Source organism: Nocardia flavorosea, from assembly GCF_015477805.1.
In the GTDB taxonomy this organism is placed as follows: Bacteria; Actinomycetota; Actinomycetes; order Mycobacteriales; family Mycobacteriaceae; genus Nocardia; species Nocardia flavorosea_A.
Genome location: NZ_JADLQL010000002.1, coordinates 904283 through 923788, shown reverse-complemented (window position 1 = coordinate 923788; position 19506 = coordinate 904283). Strand labels below are relative to the sequence as shown.

Annotated in this window: 22 protein-coding genes, 2 tRNA genes and 2 pseudogenes; 14 read left to right on the top strand and 12 right to left on the bottom strand. The window is 66.8% G+C overall.

From position 1 onward, the window contains the following. Window positions 1–22 precede the first annotated feature (22 nt). Window positions 23–1018 (bottom strand): NAD(P)H-quinone oxidoreductase, encoded by a 996-nt coding sequence (locus IU448_RS13210; RefSeq protein ID WP_195055814.1) that lies wholly within the window; start codon window positions 1016–1018, stop codon window positions 23–25. A gap of 204 nt (window positions 1019–1222) precedes the next feature. Here IU448_RS13210 and IU448_RS13205 point away from each other — a divergent pair, with 204 nt between their 5' ends. Both IU448_RS13205 and IU448_RS13200 read left to right on the top strand, forming a co-directional pair. Continuing rightward, window positions 1223–2398, top strand: a complete 1176-nt coding sequence (locus IU448_RS13205) for a lactate 2-monooxygenase (protein ID WP_195055813.1) — start codon at window positions 1223–1225, stop codon at window positions 2396–2398. Between the two features lie 78 nt (window positions 2399–2476). Beyond that, window positions 2477–2561: transfer RNA gene (locus tag IU448_RS13200), tRNA-Ser, on the top strand. Here the strand turns inward: IU448_RS13200 and IU448_RS13195 are convergent. Further along, window positions 2543–2776, bottom strand: a complete 234-nt coding sequence (locus IU448_RS13195) for a type II toxin-antitoxin system Phd/YefM family antitoxin (protein WP_228812666.1) — start codon at window positions 2774–2776, stop codon at window positions 2543–2545. The two genes, IU448_RS13200 and IU448_RS13195, sit on opposite strands and share 19 nt — an antisense overlap. A 228-nt stretch (window positions 2777–3004) precedes the next feature. Here IU448_RS13195 and IU448_RS28920 point away from each other — a divergent pair. The 5 genes and pseudogenes from IU448_RS28920 to IU448_RS13170 all read left to right on the top strand — a co-directional run. Further along, window positions 3005–3088, top strand: a pseudogene (locus tag IU448_RS28920) (type I restriction-modification system subunit M N-terminal domain-containing protein); the annotation flags it as partial. Window positions 3089–3131: 43 nt separating this feature from the next. Beyond that, window positions 3132–3998 carry a DEAD/DEAH box helicase family protein gene (locus IU448_RS13185; RefSeq protein WP_228812664.1) on the top strand — a complete coding sequence of 289 codons (867 nt, stop codon included), beginning with the start codon at window positions 3132–3134 and terminating at the stop codon, window positions 3996–3998. A 54-nt stretch (window positions 3999–4052) separates the two neighbouring features. After that, on the top strand, window positions 4053–4304 hold the full coding sequence (locus IU448_RS13180; protein ID WP_195055810.1) for a type II toxin-antitoxin system Phd/YefM family antitoxin: 252 nt from the start codon (window positions 4053–4055) through the stop codon (window positions 4302–4304). Beyond that, window positions 4297–4710: a type II toxin-antitoxin system VapC family toxin gene (locus IU448_RS13175; RefSeq protein WP_195055809.1), complete on the top strand. Its 414-nt coding sequence runs from the start codon at window positions 4297–4299 to the stop codon at window positions 4708–4710. The genes IU448_RS13180 and IU448_RS13175 overlap by 8 nt, the downstream gene beginning before the upstream one ends. Window positions 4711–4878: 168 nt before the next feature. After that, window positions 4879–5493 carry a putative glycolipid-binding domain-containing protein gene (locus IU448_RS13170; RefSeq protein WP_280457420.1) on the top strand — a complete coding sequence of 205 codons (615 nt, stop codon included), beginning with the start codon at window positions 4879–4881 and terminating at the stop codon, window positions 5491–5493. Window positions 5494–5586: 93 nt separating this feature from the next. Here the strand turns inward: IU448_RS13170 and IU448_RS13165 are convergent, their stop codons facing one another. After that, a complete protein-coding gene (locus tag IU448_RS13165) occupies window positions 5587–6555 on the bottom strand; it encodes a prephenate dehydrogenase (protein ID WP_280457421.1) in 969 nt (322 codons plus the stop codon). 58 nt (window positions 6556–6613) lie between these two features. Between IU448_RS13165 and IU448_RS13160 the strand changes: the two genes are divergently transcribed. The 3 genes from IU448_RS13160 (at window position 6614) to IU448_RS13150 (ending at window position 7772) form a co-directional block, all read left to right on the top strand. Next, a complete protein-coding gene (locus IU448_RS13160; protein WP_195055806.1) occupies window positions 6614–7153 on the top strand; it encodes a tRNA adenosine deaminase-associated protein in 540 nt (179 codons plus the stop codon). Between the two features lie 28 nt (window positions 7154–7181). Next, complete coding sequence (locus IU448_RS13155) at window positions 7182–7616, top strand: nucleoside deaminase (protein ID WP_195056291.1); 435 nt, start codon at window positions 7182–7184, stop codon at window positions 7614–7616. Between the two features lie 68 nt (window positions 7617–7684). Beyond that, window positions 7685–7772, top strand: a tRNA-Ser gene (locus IU448_RS13150). 27 nt (window positions 7773–7799) lie between these two features. On the opposite strand, the gene IU448_RS13145 is transcribed toward IU448_RS13150, so the two are convergent. Further along, a complete protein-coding gene (locus IU448_RS13145; protein WP_195055805.1) occupies window positions 7800–8588 on the bottom strand; it encodes a ferredoxin reductase in 789 nt (262 codons plus the stop codon). 196 nt (window positions 8589–8784) lie between these two features. Here IU448_RS13145 and IU448_RS13140 point away from each other — a divergent pair, with 196 nt between their 5' ends. Then, on the top strand, window positions 8785–9390 hold the full coding sequence (locus IU448_RS13140; RefSeq protein WP_195055804.1) for a TetR/AcrR family transcriptional regulator: 606 nt from the start codon (window positions 8785–8787) through the stop codon (window positions 9388–9390). Between the two features lie 312 nt (window positions 9391–9702). Next, window positions 9703–9978, top strand: a pseudogene (locus IU448_RS13135) (SDR family oxidoreductase); the annotation flags it as partial. A 181-nt stretch (window positions 9979–10159) separates the two neighbouring features. Here the strand turns inward: IU448_RS13135 and IU448_RS13130 are convergent. Beyond that, window positions 10160–10624, bottom strand: a complete 465-nt coding sequence (locus tag IU448_RS13130) for a DUF6640 family protein (protein WP_280457422.1) — start codon at window positions 10622–10624, stop codon at window positions 10160–10162. Next, window positions 10621–11748 (bottom strand): FAD-dependent monooxygenase, encoded by a 1128-nt coding sequence (locus IU448_RS13125; protein WP_195055802.1) that lies wholly within the window; start codon window positions 11746–11748, stop codon window positions 10621–10623. The genes IU448_RS13130 and IU448_RS13125 overlap by 4 nt, the downstream gene beginning before the upstream one ends. Window positions 11749–11979: 231 nt before the next feature. On the opposite strand from IU448_RS13125, the gene IU448_RS13120 reads away from it, so the two are divergent. Both IU448_RS13120 and IU448_RS13115 read left to right on the top strand, forming a co-directional pair. Beyond that, a complete protein-coding gene (locus IU448_RS13120) occupies window positions 11980–12699 on the top strand; it encodes a TetR/AcrR family transcriptional regulator (protein WP_195055801.1) in 720 nt (239 codons plus the stop codon). Between the two features lie 193 nt (window positions 12700–12892). Continuing rightward, window positions 12893–14263, top strand: a complete 1371-nt coding sequence (locus IU448_RS13115) for an MFS transporter (RefSeq protein ID WP_195055800.1) — start codon at window positions 12893–12895, stop codon at window positions 14261–14263. Between the two features lie 67 nt (window positions 14264–14330). Here IU448_RS13115 and IU448_RS13110 read toward each other — a convergent pair whose 3' ends face one another. The 6 genes from IU448_RS13110 to IU448_RS13085 all read right to left on the bottom strand — a co-directional run bounded on the left by IU448_RS13110 (window position 14331) and on the right by IU448_RS13085 (window position 19329). Then, window positions 14331–14912 (bottom strand): TetR/AcrR family transcriptional regulator, encoded by a 582-nt coding sequence (locus tag IU448_RS13110; protein ID WP_195055799.1) that lies wholly within the window; start codon window positions 14910–14912, stop codon window positions 14331–14333. A 4-nt stretch (window positions 14913–14916) separates the two neighbouring features. After that, window positions 14917–17061 (bottom strand): MMPL family transporter, encoded by a 2145-nt coding sequence (locus tag IU448_RS13105; RefSeq protein WP_324188585.1) that lies wholly within the window; start codon window positions 17059–17061, stop codon window positions 14917–14919. 807 nt (window positions 17062–17868) lie between these two features. After that, window positions 17869–18183 carry a type II toxin-antitoxin system PemK/MazF family toxin gene (locus IU448_RS13100; protein WP_195055797.1) on the bottom strand — a complete coding sequence of 105 codons (315 nt, stop codon included), beginning with the start codon at window positions 18181–18183 and terminating at the stop codon, window positions 17869–17871. Beyond that, a complete protein-coding gene (locus tag IU448_RS13095; protein ID WP_195055796.1) occupies window positions 18183–18422 on the bottom strand; it encodes an antitoxin in 240 nt (79 codons plus the stop codon). Before IU448_RS13095 ends, IU448_RS13100 begins: the two co-directional genes overlap by 1 nt. A 257-nt stretch (window positions 18423–18679) precedes the next feature. Further along, complete coding sequence (locus IU448_RS13090) at window positions 18680–18979, bottom strand: helix-turn-helix transcriptional regulator (RefSeq protein WP_324188584.1); 300 nt, start codon at window positions 18977–18979, stop codon at window positions 18680–18682. After that, complete coding sequence (locus tag IU448_RS13085; protein ID WP_324188583.1) at window positions 18976–19329, bottom strand: type II toxin-antitoxin system RelE/ParE family toxin; 354 nt, start codon at window positions 19327–19329, stop codon at window positions 18976–18978. Before IU448_RS13085 ends, IU448_RS13090 begins: the two co-directional genes overlap by 4 nt. Window positions 19330–19506 lie beyond the last annotated feature (177 nt).

Sequence of the window (19506 nt, the reverse complement as noted above, 5' to 3'; positions counted from 1 at the left end):
CCGGCGGCGCGCCGCGGACCGGTTATCCGACCCGCAGGATCACCTTGCCGAATGTGTCGTGCTCGTCGAGCATTTCGTGCGCGCGGCCCGCATCGGCCACCGGTACCTCGGCGTGGATCACCGGCACGATCTCGCCCTTTTCCAGCAGCGGCCAGACGTGCGCGCGCACTTCGGCGATGATGTCGGCCTTGCTGCCGCGTCCGGTGGCCGGACGGTCACGCAGTTTGATCGCGCGGACCGTACCCCGTTTGGCCATCAGCGCACCCAGGTTCAGATCGGCGTTCACACCGCCCTGCATGCCGATGACCACCACCTGGCCGTCCAGGGCCAGCGCCTCGATATTGCGGCCGAGGTAGGCGGCGCCCATATTGTCGAGGATGATATCGGCGCCCGGCCCGCCCAGACCCTGCTCGGCGCGGATCAGATCGACGAAATCGTGCTCCCGGTAGTTGATCAGCACATTCGCCCCGAGTTCCGCGCAGCGTTCGAGCTTGGCCGCCGAGCCGGCCGTCACCGCGACCCGGGCGCCCAGCTGCCGCGCCACCTGGATGGCGTGCGTGCCGATACCGCTGCCGCCGCCGTGTACGAGCAACAGCTGCCCGGAGTGCAGACCGGCGGTCATCACCAGATTCGACCAGACCGTCGCGGCCACCTCGGGCAGCCCGGCCGCCGCCGCCAGATCCAGGCCGTCCGGTACCGGCAGTACCTGACCGGCGGGCACCACGACTTTTTCGGCGTAACCGCCACCGGACAGCAGCGCGCACACCCGGTCACCCACCGACCATTCGCGGACACCGTCGCCGACCTGCGCGATAACGCCGGAACACTCCAGCCCCGGAACCGCCGTCGTCCCGGGCGGCGGTGCGTAGAAACCGCGGCGCTGTAGCAGATCGGCCCGGTTCACCCCGGCCGCCGCCACCTCGATCAGCACCTCACCGGGCCCGGGTACCGGGTCGGGTGCGTCCGACCACTCCATCACCTCGGGGCCGCCGAAACCGTTCAAATTGATCGCGCGCATCGCCCCATAGTGCCAACAGCGATCACCGAACGGGGTCTGGCGTACCTGTCGGCGAGTCAGCCGCCGCAGTGGTACGAGGACCACACCGCACCACGGCCCATGGAGGCGGCTTGTATGGTTCCGGCCGGGGGCGGCACCGCGTGACCGCAAGGTCCTCGCCGATATGCGCCCTGGATCGGCCCGGCGGGGCTAGCGTGTGCGTCCGTGAGCAGCTTCATCGACTTCCAGAACGAGATCTACCTCCAGGGAATGGGCGGTGCGGTGCCCGAGCTGCCGATGACGGCGGACGGGTTCGAGGTTCGGGCCCGGGAGTTGCTCGATGCGCGCGCCTTCGCCTATGTGGCCGGTAGTGCCTCCAGCGAACGCACCGCCGCCGCGAATCTGGCGGCCTTCGAACGGTTCCGGCTGGTACCGCGCATGCTCCGCGGTACCAGCGGTCCCGGCACGCGGGATACCGCTGTGGAGGTTCTGGGCACGAAACTCGCCGCGCCGGTGCTCACCGCTCCGGTCGGGGTGCTGGAGTTGCTGCACGAGAAAGGCGAGGTCGTGGTGGCGGGGGTCGCGCAGGAACTCGGGGTGGGGACGATCCTGTCCACGGCGTCCTCGTCGACGATCGAGGAAGTCGGCGAGGCGGCGGGGGACTGGTGGTATCAGCTGTACTGGCCCGCCGACGACGAGCTGGCCCGATCGTTCGTCCAGCGAGCCGAACGGGCCGGCGCGAAGGCGATCGTGGTCACCGTGGACACACCGTCGCTCGGCTGGCGCCCCCGCGACCTGGAACTCGCCCATCTGCCGTTCCTGCTGGGGAAGGGCATCGCGAACTATCTCTCCGACCCGGTCTTCCGCGCCAAGCTGCCCACCCCGCCCGAGGAGAGCGAGGACGCCATGCGGATGGCGATTCTCACCTGGGTGGGGCTGTTCGGCAACCACACGTTGCGGCCCGTCGATCTGGCCAAACTGCGCGACTGGACCGATCTGCCGATCGCCGTCAAAGGTGTCCTGCATCCCGACGACGCCCGCCTGGTCGTCGACGCCGGCGCCGACGGCGTTCTGGTGAGCAATCACGGCGGCCGCCAGATCGATAATTCGATCGCCGCCCTCGATGCGCTGGGCCCGATCGTCGCCGCCGTCGGCGACCGCGCCGATGTGCTGTTCGACTCCGGTATCCGCACCGGTTCGGACATACTGACCGCACTCGCTCTCGGTGCGAAGGCCGTCTGCTACGGCCGCCCCTGGGCCTACGCCCTCGGCATCGCCGGGGCCTCCGGGGTGCGCCACGCCCTGCGTTTACTGCTGGCCGATTTCGATTCCGCCATGGGCCTGTCCGGCTGCGCCGACCTCGCCGGAATCACCCGCGACCTGCTCGCCGTTCCACGCTGAGCCGGGATAGGCCACCGCCCGGGGCCGCCCGCCCGGATTTCGGTTCCGGCCGGGGGTATCGGTTAACATCGAGGCCCTGGAGACGTGGCAGAGCGGCCGAATGCACTCGCCTTGAAAGCGAGAGTCGTGAGAGCGACCGGGGGTTCAAATCCCTCCGTCTCCGCTGCGGTTGGCCATGGCCGTCGCCAAGTCATCGACGGTGACGGCTTCACCGCGCGCGATCTCGGCGTCCGAGGCGATCAGTCGCGCGACGGCTTCCGAGTCGGAAAGCACAGCGATCGTTTCTTCGAGAGATTCGAGGTACTCGACGGCAACGAGCACCGCGGCAGGCTCACCGTGCACGTTTAACGAGGTGGCATCGGATAGATGATCCGTCACGGCAGGTACTCCTTCGCCAGGCTCCTCCATATGTGCCTGCTCTGAACCTCGTCCAGCGCCGCGTCGAGGAGACTCCGATGGGTCTCAGCGTACTCATGCGGCGAGTCCGTGTCCGAGCATGTCGATCCCCCCGCCGGATGTCGGAGCCCTCCGCCATACTGAGTGCACCGACATCCGACGAAGGACCTCATCTCGGTGACGATCACTCAGCAATAGCTCGAATCCCGGCTGTGGGCTGCGGCGAACGCACTGCGCGGACCCGTCGATCCGGCCGATTTCAAGACCTACGTCTTCCCGATGCTGTTCTGGAAGTGGATCAGCGATACCTGGGTCTACGAGCACGATGAGGCGGTCGATGAGTACGGGCCCGGCCCGGGTCGATCGGGCGGCGCGGTTGCTGCTGCGGCCGGAGACGATCTTGCCGATCCTGAAGGACCTGGTGATGTTCCGGCACGCGCGGGACGCGTCCGAGGTCGATATCAAGTTCCTGCCGCGCTACCCGCAGTTCGAAGCGGCCCTGGGGATCCACCGGAAAGTCCTCGACGGCCGGCCCGGTGGCTTGATCCGGCATCACCAGGGCTCGGGCAAGACAGAACTGATGGCGTTCGCCGCGGCCCGTCTGCTGCGCGATCCCGCCGTGACCGAGAAGTTCGGTGGTGCGCCGACGGTGATCGTGATCGCCGACCGCAAGGACCTGGTCCGGCAGACCGCAGAGATGTTCGAGACCGCCGGTATGCCGCGCATGACCGTGCCCAGGAACCGGCGTGAACTGTTCGCCCTGCTCCGTAGCGGGGAGCCCGGAGTCATCATCACGACGGTGCACAAGTTCGCCGAGGCCGGGCATCTCAACGACCGGTCGAATATCGTGGTGCTCGTCGATGAGGCCCACCGTTCCCAGGAAGGGAAGTTCGGGCCTCGGTGCAGGCCCCGACCCGGCCCATCGGACGTTCCGCCGGCCAGGCCGATGACCCTTTCCAGTCCGCGCCCAGACGAGCCCGATATTCAGCCGACCTTTCGGCTTCACGGCATTCGGTTCGATTATTCGGTCTGCCTATCGGCGGCCCTGACATTCCTCGCCGAATGGCCGGACCACCAACCCGGCCCGGTCACCGTCGGACCGCTGGAATCTGCTGGACCTGCGCCGCCTGCGCTCCGAAGCCCTCTACCTCGCCCCGAGCCGCGCTCGCCCACAGCGCGACCGGCCCAAGCGGGCTCGTGCTGAGCGACTCCGCCGTAGCACTGTGTACACGCTGTAGCATGCGGGTACACTGGTGGTATGCGAACGATCCAGCAGCGGGACCTCCGCAACGACAGTGGCAAAGTCCTGGCTGCGGTCGAGAGCGGCGAGAGCTTCACGATCACCCGAAACGGCAAGCCGGTCGCCGAGCTGAAGCCGTTGACGCAGCGGACTTTCGTGCCGATCGCCGAGCTGGCCCGCACCTCCGCCCACTTGCCGCGCATCGACTACAACGAATGGCGCGCGGAGATGGATTCGCTGATCGACCAGGAAATGCCCGAAGGTGAGTGAATCCGCCGCACCCCGCCATATCCTTCTGGATACCTCCGTGCTGATCGACTATGCAGACGTGCACCGCGCTCTCCCCGAGGATGCGGAGGCAGCGATCAGCGCCGTCAGTCTCGCCGAACTCGCCGCGGGTGTGCACGCAACGAAGGACCCGGTACGGCAAGCGCAGCGCCAGCTGCAGTTGCAATGGGTGCTACGGTCCTTCGCTCCGTTGCCGTTCGATAACGAGACGGCCCTTGTGTACGGGTCGCTGGCATTGCTCGTGGAGCAGATCGGCCGTAAGCCGCGTAAGCGAGTGGCCGATTTGCAGATCGCCGCTACCGCGGTGCAACATGCCCTACCGCTGTACACCCGAAATCCCGACGATTTCAAGGGGCTCGGTCCACTGTTGAATGTTCTCCCGGTGTAGCCCGTTACCTTTTTCCTGGGCCCGGAGCCGGGCCCACCCCCGGCCGCCACGTCGGTCTCCGGAGAACGTCGGGTTCGTGGACCGATGGCGGGCCACAGGTACGGAAACACCGTCCGGCGCGGCGCCTGGCGTCAGCTGTGTAGCCGGTTGGTTGCGTACGGTGGACATGTGACGGAAACGAGCGACGAAACCCCTGGTCCGGGCACCGTGCCGGAGCCGGTGCGGTGGCCCGCTGTGCTCACCTGGCGCTCCCACGATTCCTCGCGGATGGAATCGGTTCGCGTAACCCTCAACGGCAACCGGATCCGGGCCAGCGGGCGCATCATCGGCGGGGGTTGCGGGGAGCATCCCGCGTTCAGCGCCTCCTACGATCTGGTCACCGACGAGAACGGGGCGACCAGGCGGTTATCGCTGCGCAGCACGACCGCGGCCGGGGAACGGCATGCGTCGATCGCGCGCGACGAGGAGAACTACTGGCTCATCGACGCCACCGGCGCGCATGTCCGTTCGGCATTCGGCGGGGCGCTGGACGCCGATGTGGTGCTGAGTCCGTTCTTCAATACGCTGCCGATTCGCCGTTTCGGGTTGCAGCACGCGATGGAGGATGTCCAAGTTCCGGTGGTCTATGTGAGCCTGCCGGATCTGACAGTGCAGGAAGCCGATCTCACCTACAGCAGCGCGGGCGACGGGATCAGCGTGCTGTCGCCGGTGTCCAGTGCGACGCTCACCGTCGATCCCGACGGTTTCGTCTTGGACTATCCGGGCTTGGCCGAGCGAATCTGACCACTCGGCTCGGCCGCGGCAGAGTATCGAGCAGACCGTTCGGGAAGGCACCGAGGCATCGGTGCCGCTCGCTCGCCGAACCGATACCGCGGGTCAGTTCGGCTCCGCCCCGGTGCCGAGTCCGGTGATCACCCCGCCGGTCCGGCCGGCTTCCTGCAACTTCTCCAGCCAGCCCGGCGCGCCCGGTTCGATATCGGTGATCTCCCAGCGCTGCGCGGATTCGTAACGCTGCCGCGCCGCGTGCCCGGCGACGGTGAGTTCGGCAAGGGAGGTGTGCGTGCTCAGCGCCTCCCGCGCCTCGGTCAGCGCGGTGAGTGTTTCGTCCAGCACCGCCAGCAGCGCATCGGAGTTCGGTTCGCAGATCGCGCGCACCAGCTCCGGCGCGGTGGCCGCGACCCGGGTGCCGTCGCGGAAAGAACCCGCTGCCAGCCCCAGTGCGAGGTCGCCGCCGCGTGCCCCGGCCACCGCCAGCGCTTCGGCCAGCACATGCGGCAGATGCGAGATCCGGGCGACGGCGCGGTCGTGCTCCGAGGCGGTCACCGGGACCACCACCGAACCGCAGTCCAGGGCCAGCCGAGTGACCCGTGTCCAGGCATGCGGGTCGGTACCCGGATCGACGCCGACCGCCCAGGCCGCGCTGCGGAACAGGTTCGGATCGGTGGCCTGCCAGCCCGATTCAGCGGTCCCGGCCATCGGGTGCCCGCCCACATAGCGATCTTGCAGGCCGTATCGGCGGACCGCGGCCGCGACCGGGGATTTCACGCTCACCACATCGGTCAATGGGCATTGCGGCGCATACCGGACGATCGCGTCCAGCATCGGGTTCACCGCGGGCATCGGCACGGCCACCACGATGAGGGCATCGGTTTCGGCGGCGCGGCCCAGCACTGCCGGGAGGTCGCCGGAGACGTCGAAACCCGCTTCCCGGGCGGCCGCCACGCCCGGCGCCGACCGGTTGTATCCCCAGGTGGTGTAGCCCGCCGCGGTCACCGAACGCAGCAGTGAGCCGCCGATCAAACCCGTCCCGAGAACACAGAGCGCCGTATGGTTGTCAGCCGTCACCGGAACAGATTCGCATACGAGTTCATCCAACGGCCTCGGGCCGACTACCGTTGCGCCCATGGCAGCACAGCGCTCGGGCACGAACAGGGCGACGTCGGACGATTACGACGACGTCGAGGGGTTCGCGGTGGCCGTTGTCCGGGAAGACGGTACATGGAAATGCAGTCCGCTGACCACGGCCGCGCTCACCACACTGTCCGCCGCGGAGAACGAACTCAAGGCACTCCGCTCATCCGGTGCGGTCTTCGGACTACTGGACGTCGACGACGAGTTCTTCATCGTGGTCCGGCCCGCACCGAGTGGCACTCGGCTACTGGTGTCGGACGCGACCGCGGCGATCGACTACGACATCGCGGCCGATGTCCTGGAAGAACTGCATATCGAGATCCCCGATATCGACCCCGACGATCTGGACGATACCGAACCGTGGGAGGAGGGTGACCTCGGCATTCTGGCCGATCTGGGTCTCCCCGAACCGGTATTCAGCGTGATCCTCGCCGAAACCGACCTCTATCCGGACGAGCAGCTCGCGATGATCGCCGAACGGCTCGGGTTCGCCGCGGAGTTCTCCGCGGTGCTCGACAAACTGCAACGCTGAGGTGGGCGGCTCGCTCTCCGATACCGAGATGGTGCGGGCGGCGCTGGCCGCCGCCGGCACCGCCGATCCGCGCGATGTACCCGTCGGCGCGGTGGTGTTCGACAGCCGGGGCCGGGAACTGGCCCGCGCCGCCAACGCGCGTGAGGCCACCGGCGATCCCACCGCCCATGCCGAGGTAGTCGCTCTGCGCCGGGCCGCGGCGATCCACGGCGACGGCTGGCGCCTCACCGGAACCACCCTGGCGGTGACCCTGGAACCGTGCACGATGTGTGCCGGCGCCCTGGTCGCAGCCCGGGTGGATCGGCTGCTGTTCGGTGCGTGGGAGCCCAAGACGGGGGCGGTGGGGTCGCTGTGGGATGTGGTCCGCGACCGCCGCCTCAATCACCGGCCCCAGGTTCGTGGGGGGATCCTGGAGGACGAATGCGCGGCGATTCTGGACGCGTTCTTCCGCTCCCAGCGCTGACCGGCACCCGAGCCGCAGGTCGAAGCCCGATTTCGAGGATCGGGGACCGGTCCGGTATTGTGACGGGCGGTGGCGTGTCCGAGCGGCCTAAGGAGCACGCCTCGAAAGCGTGTGAGGGGTAACCCCCCTCCGAGGGTTCAAATCCCTCCGCCACCGCTTGATCCCTGATCCGGAATTTCCGGGTCAGGGATTTTTCGTGTTCGCAGCCGTCCGTGCTCCGGGATGGCGTTCCAGGTGTAGTGAGCACAGCGGATTCACCCGTGGCAGGGCGCTGGTGGCGTCTTCGAGCATTGCCGGAGGTCCGGCGACATAGACGGCGGCGCCCGGGTTGGCGTGGGCGAGCAGGTCTGTCATATCCGGCCGCCCGAATTCGTCGTCGGGCCGGATGACGGCGTCGGGTAGCCGGTCGAGGAACGGCATGGACTCTGCGGAGCGGCCGGTGTAGATGAGCGTGCCTCGCCGGCCGGCGGCCCGCGCCATGGGCAGGAGCGCGGTGATGCCCATCCCGCCGGCGAGGAAGAGATAGTCCTCGGCGTCGACGAACGGGTAGGTGTGGCGGGGGCCGTGGACGCGGAGAATATCGCCGCTGCGCAGATTCTCGTGGATTTCGATCGAGCCGCCGTTACCGTGCGGCATAAGTCGTACGGCGATCCGATAGGCGGAGCGGTCGCGGGGATCTCCGCACAGCGAGTATTGCCGCTGCCGGCCGGAAGGCAGGAAGACGTCGATGTGGGCGCCGGGTAGCCAGGCCGGTAATGGATCTCCCTCGGGATCGACCAGGACCACGGCGACCACATCGACGGCTTCGCGCTGGATGGCGGCGACGACGAGCCGGCGGTTGAAACCGCTGTGCCAGAGCATTGTCGACCGCGGCAACACCGATGTGGGCCGGTGCGTCACGAATATCGATCGGCAGGCGTCCACTGCCGCGCCGATCATCTGTAGGCCGCGAGCCGGTGTCTGGGTGCCCATCAGCTGTGCCCCGATAGTCGGGCCGGAAGACACACCAGTGCGAAACAAGCGGCTGCTTGGGTGGTCTGCACCATTCGGCGAATCTACACCGCAACATAATTCATGGCAATGTTGCAATATTGCGAGTGCAGGATAGGCGTTTTGTGTCCTGGCCGATAGCTGTCTGCGCCGACGGCGCTCTTGCTAGCGTTATGTCATGTCCGCCGCGTACACGTCGTCCCCAGGGCTGCAGGATGGCATCGAAGCCCGCATTCTGGACGCGGCGTTGATCAGATTCGGCGAGTTCGGCGTCAAGAAGACCACCATCGAAGACATCGCCCGCCAGGCCGGGGTCGACCGCGTCACAATCTACCGCCGCGTCGGCTCACGTGACGATGTGGTTCAGGCCGTCGTCAGTCGCGAGGTGGCCGCTGTCCTCACCGAGGTCGATGCGATATCCACTCGCCACGAACGCCTCGACGATATGGTCGCCGATATTTTCGTCACCATCATCACCCGGTGGCGCGAACACGTTCTGGTCCGGCGCATGCTCGACGTGGAACCGGAGCGGATCCTGGAAAAACTCACCATCGAAGGGGGCCCGGTATTCGCGATGTCGGTCGCCGCCGCCCACACCGCCCTGTGCCGCGCCGCCGACTCCGGCCTACTCGCCGAACCGGCCGATCTGCTCACCCGCGCGGAACTGGTGTGCCGGGTGGTCCACTCCTGCATTCTCTGTCCCTCCGGCCTGATCCCGCTGGAATCCGACGAACAACTCGACGAATTCGCCCGGACCTACGTGGTCCCTATGGTCACCGGCTGATATCCGGGGCGTCGGCCGGAATCGCGGTCGGCACAGCGGAACATCGCCGGCCTTCTTGCGGCACGGTGGCCGCAGCTGTCGCTCGCGGGGAGGAGCCCTTCCGGGGGGAGAATCCGGCCGCGTTCGCAGTGACCGGGCGAAGTGGTTCAGCGGACGATGATCCCGTACACGAGTGAGCGCCTCGCGCTGTGGGCCGGTCAACAGCGTGTACAGGCGTTCGGCGTCGGCGGTGTTGTCTGCCGCCGCGCTGGTCAGGCCGCGGACCATGGCGGCGAAATGGGGGTTGCTTTGTAACCGGATCCGCTCGGACCCGCGGCCGGTGCGTGGGGGCGCGCGGGAGCCCGGGTGAATTCGATCAGCCCGGGCGTGATCTCCACTGCGATGGGGCAGGACGAATTGGCCGGTGAGTCGGGCGCACGGATGCGGCAGATGGTCGAGAGTTCCCCGACCGGTCGGGTCGGCACCGCCGAGGACATCGCCGCCGCGGCTGCCTTCCTGCTCGACCCGGTCAGTAGCTTCGTCACCGGCACCGACCTGCTCGTCGACGGTGGAGTTGTCGCTACCGTGCGCGCGGCCATGCGTGGCTGACCCTCCGACCGCCGCGGACCGGCCCGCCGGCTGGGTCGCCGGCGCGGGCCACGAGACGTATCGCCGTGTTTCTCTCAGGGCGTGCTGCGGTGCAGTTGCCGGCGGGAGAGGTGTTCGACGTTGTCGACGACGCGGGGTCGGCCCCCGGTCGGTGACCGGGCGCAGTCGGATCCGGAGGCAACTAATCTCGCTCGGCATCCGATGGCCGCGCGCGGGCGATGTTCGCCGGTGTACGCAATACCCCCGCGGCGGCGGCGGTCAAGGCGGCCAGCAGGACGATCGCGAGAAAGACCTGGCCGTGCACACCGAGGATGAACAGGGTGCGATCGTGGAACTCGGGGTCGTAGGTGGCCGTGCCGGGAAAGGTGAGCGCGGCGATCATGCCGATCCAGGGCGTGGCGAGAACGGCCGCCGCGCACAGCAACCGGCCGCGCAGGTTCGGTCCGCGACGCAGCAGGGCGAGGCCGATAACGCCCAGTAGCACGGTCATCGCCATGTATTGGGCGTCGTGGAATTTGGCGTGCGGGGGCCAGTTGTCGTTGAACGCGTGTTGGGCGGCCAGATCGGGAACCACCAGGTCGGCCAATACGGCCCCGGCCGCGGTGAGTACCGCGACCACGGCGAGCGTCATACGGGAATATTTCACTGCGGTTTCCTCGAATCGGTTCGGTCCGGCCATGCGTAGGCGGGGGTGATGGAACGCCCGAAGACGGCTCCGGGGATGAGCGGGAGCGCGGCATCGCGCAGGGCGGTGAGGACCGGGTTGGTCCAGTGTGCGGGGGCGCCGGCCTGGCGGGAACGGCGAACCACCATCCGGGTGCGGGCCCGGCGAGCCCGGTCGTAGGCCGCCAGGCCCTCGGCAATTCCGAGCGCGGTGACATGTTCGACGAGGGTGGCCGCGTCTTCGAGCGCCTGGCAGGCACCTTGCCCCAGGTTGGGGGTCATGGCGTGGGCCGCGTCGCCGAGTAGCGCGACCCGGCCGGTGACGAAGCTGGGCAGCGCCGGCAGTTCGTAGGTGTCGTGCTGCAGCACCGACTCGTCCACGACGGCGTCGAGCAGGGCCGGAATCGGGTCGTGCCACCGCCGGAGCCGGTCGCGAAGGTCGGCTGCGCCCATCCGGGAACCGGCCGGTGCGTTCGCCATCGCGTAGCAGTAGACGCGGCCACCGGGCATCGGGACTTGGCCGAATCGGGCTCCGCTGCCCCAGGTTTCCACGCTCTGCGCAACGGTCCGGTTTTCGGCGAGGAAGCGCCAGGTGGTGTAACCCGCGTAGCGGGGTTCGGGACCGGCGGGCCACAGGGAGCGCCGGGTGACGCTGCGCAGGCCGTCCGATCCGACGACGAGGTCGCCGGATGTCGTTCCCGCGGTGTGCTCGACCGTCCCGTCGGGATGAACTTGCCGGACTTCGGCGCCGGAATGCAGGGTATCGGCGGGCAGTTCGGCGAGCAGTAGTGCGATCAGTTCGGCGCGGTGCACCGTGACCCATTGCCCGAACCGCTCTTTCAATGCGCCGATATCGTTTCGGATCAGCCAGGTCCCGTTTTCGGCGCGTATTCCCGAGGGTGGGTCCACAACCCGGCCTATCCGCCGCACTTCGCCGACACCGAGCAGATCCAGCGCGCGCAGCCCATTGGGCTGGATGGTCAGGCCCGCGCCGACTTCGGTGAATTCGGCGGCTCTTTCGAGGATTTCGACCTCCCAGCCCTGCCGGTGGAATGCCGCGGCGGTGGCCAGCCCGCCGATACCGCCGCCCACGATCACGACTTTCACGACCGCTGCCCCTCGCCCGAGTCTTTCCGGGACGACCGAGTGAACGGGGCCGGGCGCCCGCGCAGGTGGCCCCTTCTCGACTGCCGCCACCACACCGCTGTCACCAGCAGCAACACCACCGGAATCCAGTACAGCACAACCATAGCTTCCCCTATAGGTCTTCGGTTTACTTAATGCTATTAAGCATCCATAGAGCGTGTAAGATGTCAAGGACGAAAGGAGGTCGGGAGGATGACCGTGCCCGCCGGCGGCCGGAAGGCCAGGCTGCGCGCCGCGACCTTGCGTGAAATCCACCGGACCGCACGGGATCTACTGGTCGAACAGGGGTCCGGAGCGGTCACCATCAACGGGGTGGCCAGGCGTATGGGCATGAGCGGCCCCGCGCTGTACCACTACTACCGGGGGCACGAGGAGCTCGTCGGCGCGGTGACCGCCACATTCTTCGATGAGCTGGCAGCCGAAATGGAAAGCGCGCGCGATACGGTCGGTGATCGCCCGGTGGGCGACCGAATTCTGGCGGTGTGCCGGTCCATGCGTTCCTGGGCGGTCGGACATCCGGCGGAATTCGGCTGGATCTTCGCCGCTCCGGTCGGCGCGCCGCAGCGGCGGCCGGAATCGGTCCGGCACCAGGCGGCACTGCGGTTCGAACGGGTCCTGCTGGATCTGACGGTCGAATTGTGGGAACAACGGCCGTTCCCGGTTCCCGGCGAACTTCCCGAATCGCTATCCGGGCAACTCCGGGAATACTGCGCCACCATCGACAACCGGCTGCCGCCCGCGGCCGCCCACGTCTTCCTGTCCTGCTGGATCCGGCTCTACGGCCTGCTGTGCATGGAAGTCCTGCGCCAAGTGGACTTCGCGTACAGCAACCTCGAACCTGTTTACGAGGAATGCCTGCGCGACCTGTCCGGCCTGCTCGGCTTCCCGTACTCCGGCCCCGACGCACGGTAGCCGCGCCGGTAGCGCCGACCGTGAGCCGGACACCGGCTTGCCCGTGCCTGTCGTCGAGATTTCGGCGGTGTAGGACCCCGCTGCTGCCCGAAATCCCGCAGTCGGCTCCCAATTCCGCTTCCTGCCTGCACACTTATCGTGCAGCGGCGCAGGCGGCACGCCGGCGCGCACCGGTGAACGGGAGGAATCGCGAATGTCCGAAACCACCACCGCAGACCAGGCCGCCCCCAGGGAGCCGGCGGGCGAACCGAAATCGTCGCGGGCAGCGACTCGCCGCGCCGTCTGGAATACCCTGCGCGGCTCGTCCGGCAATCTCGTCGAGTGGTACGACGTCTACGTCTACACGGTGTTCGCCTCGTACTTCGAAAGCCATTTCTTCGATTCGGCGGACAAGAATTCCACCGTCTACGTGTACGCGATCTTCGCGGTCACCTTCCTCATGCGCCCGGTGGGGTCGTGGTTCTTCGGACGCTACGCCGACCGGTACGGCCGGCGTGCGGCGCTCACCTTCAGTGTTTCCCTCATGGCAGCGTGCTCACTGGTGATCGCGCTGGTTCCGGGCCGGGAAGTGATCGGTGTGGGTGCGGCCGCGATCCTGATCTTGTGCCGGCTCGTGCAGGGATTCGCGACCGGTGGCGAGTACGGCACCTCGGCCACCTACATGTCCGAAGCCGCCACTCGGGAACGCCGCGGTTTCTTCTCATCCTTCCAGTACGTGACCCTCGTCGGCGGTCATGTGCTCGCCCAGCTCACCCTGCTGGTGCTGCAGTTGTTCCTGGACAAACAGGAGATCTCCGATTTCGGCTGGCGTATCGCGTTCTTCCTCGGCGGTGTCGCCGCGGTGGTCGTGTTCTGGCTGCGCCGGAGTATGGATGAATCGCTCAGCACCGAGCAGCTCGAAGCCGTCCAGCGCGGTGAGGATTCCGAATCGGGTTCGCTGCGGGAACTGGCCCGCAACCACTGGCGTCCGCTGCTGCTGTGCTTCCTGATCACCATGGGCGGCACGCTCGCCTTCTACGTCTACAGCGTGAATGCCCCCGCCATGATCAAGACCGCATTCGGCGACCGGGGTATGACGGCCACCTGGATCAACCTCACCGGACTGATCTTCCTCATGCTCTTGCAGCCGATCGGCGGGATGATCAGCGATAAGGTCGGACGCAAACCCGTCCTGGTGTTCTTCGGCGTCGGCGGCGTCGCCTACACCTGGTTCCTCGTCACCTACCTGCAGGACGCGACCTCCATCGCGGCGACCCTGCTGGTCACCGGTATCGGCTATATCGTGCTCACCGGCTACACCTCCATCAACGCCATCGTCAAAGCCGAACTGTTCCCGTCGCATATCCGGGCGCTGGGCGTGGGCGTCGGATACGCACTGGCGAATTCGGCGTTCGGCGGGACGGCGCCGATGATCTACCAGGCCGCGAAGAACGGAGGTCACGTGACCTTGTTCATCGGGTATGTGACGGTCGTCGTCTTCGCTTCGCTGCTGGTGTATCTCTTCGCCTTGAAGAACAAGAGCGAGACGGCACTCGACCGGGAACAGGGCAGCGCTTTCCGATAGCAGGCGACGGCCCGGTAGCCCAGGAGAACCGCTACCCGCGCCTCGGCCGGGCGGCGGTTCTGCTGTGTCAGAGCGGCATTCCGTTATCCAGGAACTCCAGGGCTTCGTCGACGACGGTGTAGATGTCCTCGTCGTTGTCGACCGCACGCAGATAGGCCATCACTGCCACACCCGCGACGGCACCGGTCCAATACCGGACACGTGGATCATCGGGTGCTCGGCCGATCCGGCGAGCGAATGCCTCGATGAACGGCGGCATATCCGTCTCGACCTTCGTGACCACGGCCGCGCGGAGCTCCGGCACCGTGGCGATGAGTTTCATCCGAGTGGTTTCCAGCGCGGCCATATTGACGTCTGTGCTGTTCAGTACGGCGACCAGCGCGTTGCGTGCGGCCTGCAGCGGCGGTAGTTCGGCGGGCTCTGCGAGGAACTTCTCGATGAAAATGGGGTCCACCCGGTCGAACAGCACCGTATCCGGTTTGGTGGGGAAGTAGCGGAACAGCGTGCTCGGCGAGACCTCCGCAGCCGCCGCCACTTCCTCCAGCGTGGTGTTCGCGTACCCCTGCTCCCGGTAGAGGCGCAAGGCGTGATCCTGGATGGCTTCACGCGTGCGCTTCTTCTTGAGTTCTCGCAGGCCACCGGTACTCATAGGATCATCTTGCCGAACCTTCCACCGGCTCGACAAACGACCGCGAAGGTTCCGCGCCCGCGTTCTGTCCGGGATCACCGCCGAGATTGCGGCCCTCCACATCCAGGTCCGGCAGGATCCGGTCCAGCCATTTCGGCAGCCACCACGCCTTGTCGCCGACCAGCGCGAGAACGGCCGGGACGATGGTCATCCGCACCACGAAGGCATCCACGGCCACGGCAGCCGCCAGCGCAACACCGATCTGCACGATATCGCTGGCATCGCCGGAGGCGAACCCGCCGAATACGCTCACCATGATGATCGCGGCGGCGGACACGACGCGCGCTCCGTGCCCGAAACCGGTCCGGATCGACGCGGTCGCCGCAGCGCCGTGCACGTATTCCTCCCGCATCCGGGTCACCAGGAACACTTCGTAATCCATGGCCAGGCCGAACACCACGCCGATGATGAAGATCGGCAGCATGCTCACCACGACGTCGGTGGTGTGGATGCCCAGCCATTCCAGCCAGCCCCACTGGAATACGGCCACCATGACGCCGAAGGTCGCGCCGAGGCTGAGCAGGAAACCCAGCGTCGCTTTGAGCGGGACGACGATCGACCGGAACACGGTCATCAGCAGGACGAACGACAGGCCGATGACCACCAGGAGGTAGGTCCACAAGGCGTCGGCCATCCGGTCGCTGAAATCGATGATGATGGCCGCGGTTCCGGTGACGGCGATCCTGGCCCCGAACGCCGCCACGGTATCCGTGACGTTGCCGCGCAGCAGCTGCACCAGCTGTTCGGTTTCCTCGCTGTCGGGGCCACCGCGCGGGACGATGCCGATGATTGCGGTATCACCGGCCGTGTTGAACTCCGGTGGCGCGGCCAGGGCAACCCCCTCGGTCCCGGCCAATTCCGTATGGACCCGCTCCGCGGTGTCTCTGGGATGCGAAGAGCCGGCCAGATCGACGACGACCAGCAGGGGCCCGTTGAATCCCGGACCGAAACCTTCGGAGATTGCGTCGTAGGCCTGGCGCTGGGTGGTGTGTTCCGGGTAGGTGCCTTGGTCCGGGATGCCGAGTCGCAGGTCCAGCGCGGGGAGGGCCAGGAGGCCGAGGCCGAGCAGCGCGACGGCCAGGGTCGCCACCGGCCGCCGGGTGGTCAGCGACGCCCAGTGCGGTGCGAGGGCTCGGCCGGTCTTCTCGGCAGCTTCCACAGGCTGCTCTCGCTGCCCGCGCCGCAGTACCCGGTGCCCGGCGAATCCGAGGAGTGCCGGCAGCAACGTGAGCGCCACCAGCACGGCGACGGCCACCGTCGCCGCCGCGGCGAGACCCATTTCGGTGAGCAGCCCGATCCCGACCACGCTCAACCCGGCGAGCGCGATCACCACGGTCATCCCGGCGAAGAGCACCGCGGATCCGGCCGTGGCCGCCGCCCGTCCGATGGCGTCCCCGGGGTCGGTGTTCCGGGACAGTTCATGGGTGTAGCGGGAAACGATGAACAGCGCGTAGTCGATACCGACGGCCAGCCCGAGCATGAGCGCGAGGATCGGGGTGGTGACACCGAGGTCCATGAACGCCGTGGCGGTGAGAATGCCCAGCAGCCCGACCATTACGCCGGTGACCCCGGCGATCAACGACATTCCCGCGGCGGCCAGGGAGCCGAGCGTGATCACCAGCACCACGGCGGCGACGAGCAGGCCGATGAGTTCTTTGCTCACATCCGGCATCAGCTCCATCACGTCTCCGCCCACCGCGATGCGCAGATCCGTCGAACCGCTCCGCTCGACCAGCTCCATCAGCTCTTGGCGGCTCGAATCACGCACGCTTTCGAAGGAGACCGCATAGGTCACCTCGGCGACCGCGATCCGCTGATCCGCCGAGATCAGCCCGTTCTGGAACGGCCCTGTGACACCGGCGACCTCCGCTGCCCCCGCAGCCGCATGCACCACCTCGTCGATCCTGCGGCGCTGTGCGGGATCGGTCACCGTGCCGTTCTCGGCGACGAACACGATCTGCGCCGACCCGCCGTCGAGGGGAAGGTCGGCGAACCGTTCTTCGAGCAGATCGAAAGCTTCCTGGGATTGCGTTCCGGGCAGGTTGAAGGTCGTCGCGGACGGCGCGGCCAAGGTGGCCGCGCCCACGCCCAGGACAGCTACGAGGAGCACCCAGAGCAGGAGAACGAGTCGTCGAGCGCGAAAACTGTATCGCCCGATCCGATAGAGCAGGGCCGACATGACAGCCTCTCTTTATTGGAAGTTACTGTTTTTTGAGAGTAACTTCCAGTTTGTCGGTGGGCAAGACCGCCGGTTGGCTGGATTCGAACCTGCTGGCCGGCGGCAACCGGGAACAAGTCGCCGGCTGAGGTCGAGGCTGGGCGATGGGCCGTCGAGGACAACGGCTTGCAGCCGTCGTAAGACGAACTCGAATCCGACGACTGTGGCGCGCAATCCGACGTCCGCCAGCGCGCGGGAATGACCTGGGCAGGGATTGCGGCCGTACAAGCAACGCCGGTACGGACTTTCGACGTCGGCGTGGGCTTACTGCGGGAGATAAGCCGGGTACGGCTCTCGTCGTGCCCACACTTCTCCGGCTATAGAAAATTCAGCAATCGCGGATCGGTGGTGACGGCGCAGCGTGCCGCCGACGCGCCGGCGACCGCCGTTCAGGGAGCGCGCTGCGCGTCGCAGCGTGGGCGGCGGCACGCAGCGCCGGCGCCTCTTGATCCTGTATGGCGAAATTCGGCAACCACCTCGGGACAGGGATGAGGATACAACGCCCGTACCCAGGTCAGGGGGAGCGGAGTTTGTGGGCGAGGATCGCGCATGGCCCGATGACCGTGGTCGGCGTCTGGGCTGCGAATCGCTGATCTTCTCGGTCCGGTTGGTGTCCGATCGTGGGCACCTTGGCTGCTTGACCGGCCACCAGGCCGCAGATATCGAAGGTCGAAACCGGTCTTGGGTGCTCGTGCGCTGTTAGGGAACGTGCTCGGCATCGAGGTCGAACGCCTCGATGATTGCGGTTGCCAGTGCAGGTTCCTGGTCATCGAACAGGTACCCGATCAGTTTCCCGAGGTCCTCGGTGGCGATGGTCTGGATGTTGTCGCAACTGACCACCGAGGGCTTGTCGAGCCCGTTGCGGGGGCCGACCGCGACTTCGGTGCTCAGCCCGCGCACAGTACCGGTGATCGGTGCGATCGCGACCTTGCGCAGGACCGGCCGCACCGCTTCACGGGTGAGCACGAGTACCGGCCGCATCTTGTCCAGCCGCGCTGTGTGGATCGCCCGCATCAGTCGATATCCAGCGGTGTGCGCGAGGCATGTGCCGTCATTGCCTCGAACTCGTCCGGCTCGCCCGCGAGAGCGGCATAGATTGCCGCGTCTCGTTCGGCCTTGAGTCGGCGTTGTTCCCGGCGCAGCGCGCGGGCGATGAGATCGGCGCGCGAGGCCGCGTGTTCGGCCGCGACCTCGCTATCGACGAACTGGACTAGTGCTTCCGGTATCCGTACCGCAATCTGCTGTGTAGCCATACCGTTATGGTATTCGAAACGGGATTGGTTTTGTAGGTCGTTACGATCACAGATCGACGACGGGACACTTCGGTGGGGCCACCCACTGGTGTGACCGCGGGATCGAGGTCGTCTAGTCCGTGTTGTCGGTGTGCTTGTTGATGGTCGGCATATGTATGCCTCAGGTAGTCGCAGAACTTCGCCCACGGTCGATCGGCATGAATGATCGGGTTCGGGCTGCTCGACATGCCCGTGGCTACATCACGCCGTTTCCTGGTTTATGCGACCAGTGAGACCTCGAGGCGCTGGCCGACCGCGCGGGCAAGTCGGTCGAGCATGTCGACGGTCGGTACGCGTCCGCCGCCCTCGATCTTGGCGATCGTGGGTTGCGTGGTCCCCATACGGCGGGCGAGTTCGGTCTGGGTCAATCCGGCACCGGTACGCGCGGCATAGAACAACTCGGCCATCCGGAGCGCCAAGCCTGCCTCTTCGTAGGCAGCTTCGTACTCGGCGCGCTCCGCATCGGTCATCTGTGCCAGCCGGGCGCCGAACACCTCGTCATGGCTCATCGTGTTCATCGGTCCTCCTTTTTTCCCTCGTCGTTCTCCGGCCGTGCCGCGCGGTAGCGCTTCAAAGCCTTGCGTGCACGAGCGACCTCACGAACCTCGTTCTGCCGTTGCTTGCGGAAGGTGGTCAAGGTGATCACTTTCCGCGGTGGATCGAACGTGTAGGTGATGCGCCGGTTGACTCCTTCCGCGGCGAATCGCAGCTCGTACAGCTTCTGTCCGAGATACTTCGCGTGCGGCATGTGCAACATCGGGCCTTCGGCGGCCAATAGGTCGAGCTTGCGCTGAGCAGCCGCGAGATCGGCGGCGCTCAGCGATTGCAGCCACGTGCTCCCACTTCCTCGGAGTACTCGATCCGCCACATGACCAGAATATATCATCGGCGGAATATTCTTAAGAGGAATAATGGTAGGGCCTGAACAGGGGCCGACTTCGCTTCACTGCGCTGCTGCGGCCCACTTGCCGAGCGATTTTCTACGAAACGCAACCATCCGTGGGGGTCCGGGGGCAAAGCCCGCCGGGTGGGGTGTGGGGGCTGC

Bases quoted from the DNA above. Each gene is read 5' to 3' on its own strand.
- IU448_RS13210 (WP_195055814.1), bottom strand. From the start codon at position 1,018: ATGCGCGCGATCAATTTGAACGGTTTCGGCGGCCCCGAGGTGATGGAG.
- IU448_RS13185 (WP_228812664.1), top strand. From the start codon at position 3,132: ATGAGTACGGGCCCGGCCCGGGTCGATCGGGCGGCGCGGTTGCTGCTG.
- IU448_RS13180 (WP_195055810.1), top strand. From the start codon at position 4,053: ATGCGAACGATCCAGCAGCGGGACCTCCGCAACGACAGTGGCAAAGTC.
- IU448_RS13160 (WP_195055806.1), top strand. From the start codon at position 6,614: ATGGCAGCACAGCGCTCGGGCACGAACAGGGCGACGTCGGACGATTAC.
- IU448_RS13155 (WP_195056291.1), top strand. From the start codon at position 7,182: ATGGTGCGGGCGGCGCTGGCCGCCGCCGGCACCGCCGATCCGCGCGAT.
- IU448_RS13145 (WP_195055805.1), bottom strand. From the start codon at position 8,588: ATGGGCACCCAGACACCGGCTCGCGGCCTACAGATGATCGGCGCGGCA.
- IU448_RS13140 (WP_195055804.1), top strand. From the start codon at position 8,785: ATGTCCGCCGCGTACACGTCGTCCCCAGGGCTGCAGGATGGCATCGAA.
- IU448_RS13120 (WP_195055801.1), top strand. From the start codon at position 11,980: ATGACCGTGCCCGCCGGCGGCCGGAAGGCCAGGCTGCGCGCCGCGACC.
- IU448_RS13115 (WP_195055800.1), top strand. From the start codon at position 12,893: ATGTCCGAAACCACCACCGCAGACCAGGCCGCCCCCAGGGAGCCGGCG.
- IU448_RS13110 (WP_195055799.1), bottom strand. From the start codon at position 14,912: ATGAGTACCGGTGGCCTGCGAGAACTCAAGAAGAAGCGCACGCGTGAA.
- IU448_RS13100 (WP_195055797.1), bottom strand. From the start codon at position 18,183: ATGCGGGCGATCCACACAGCGCGGCTGGACAAGATGCGGCCGGTACTC.
- IU448_RS13095 (WP_195055796.1), bottom strand. From the start codon at position 18,422: ATGGCTACACAGCAGATTGCGGTACGGATACCGGAAGCACTAGTCCAG.
- IU448_RS13090 (WP_324188584.1), bottom strand. From the start codon at position 18,979: ATGAACACGATGAGCCATGACGAGGTGTTCGGCGCCCGGCTGGCACAG.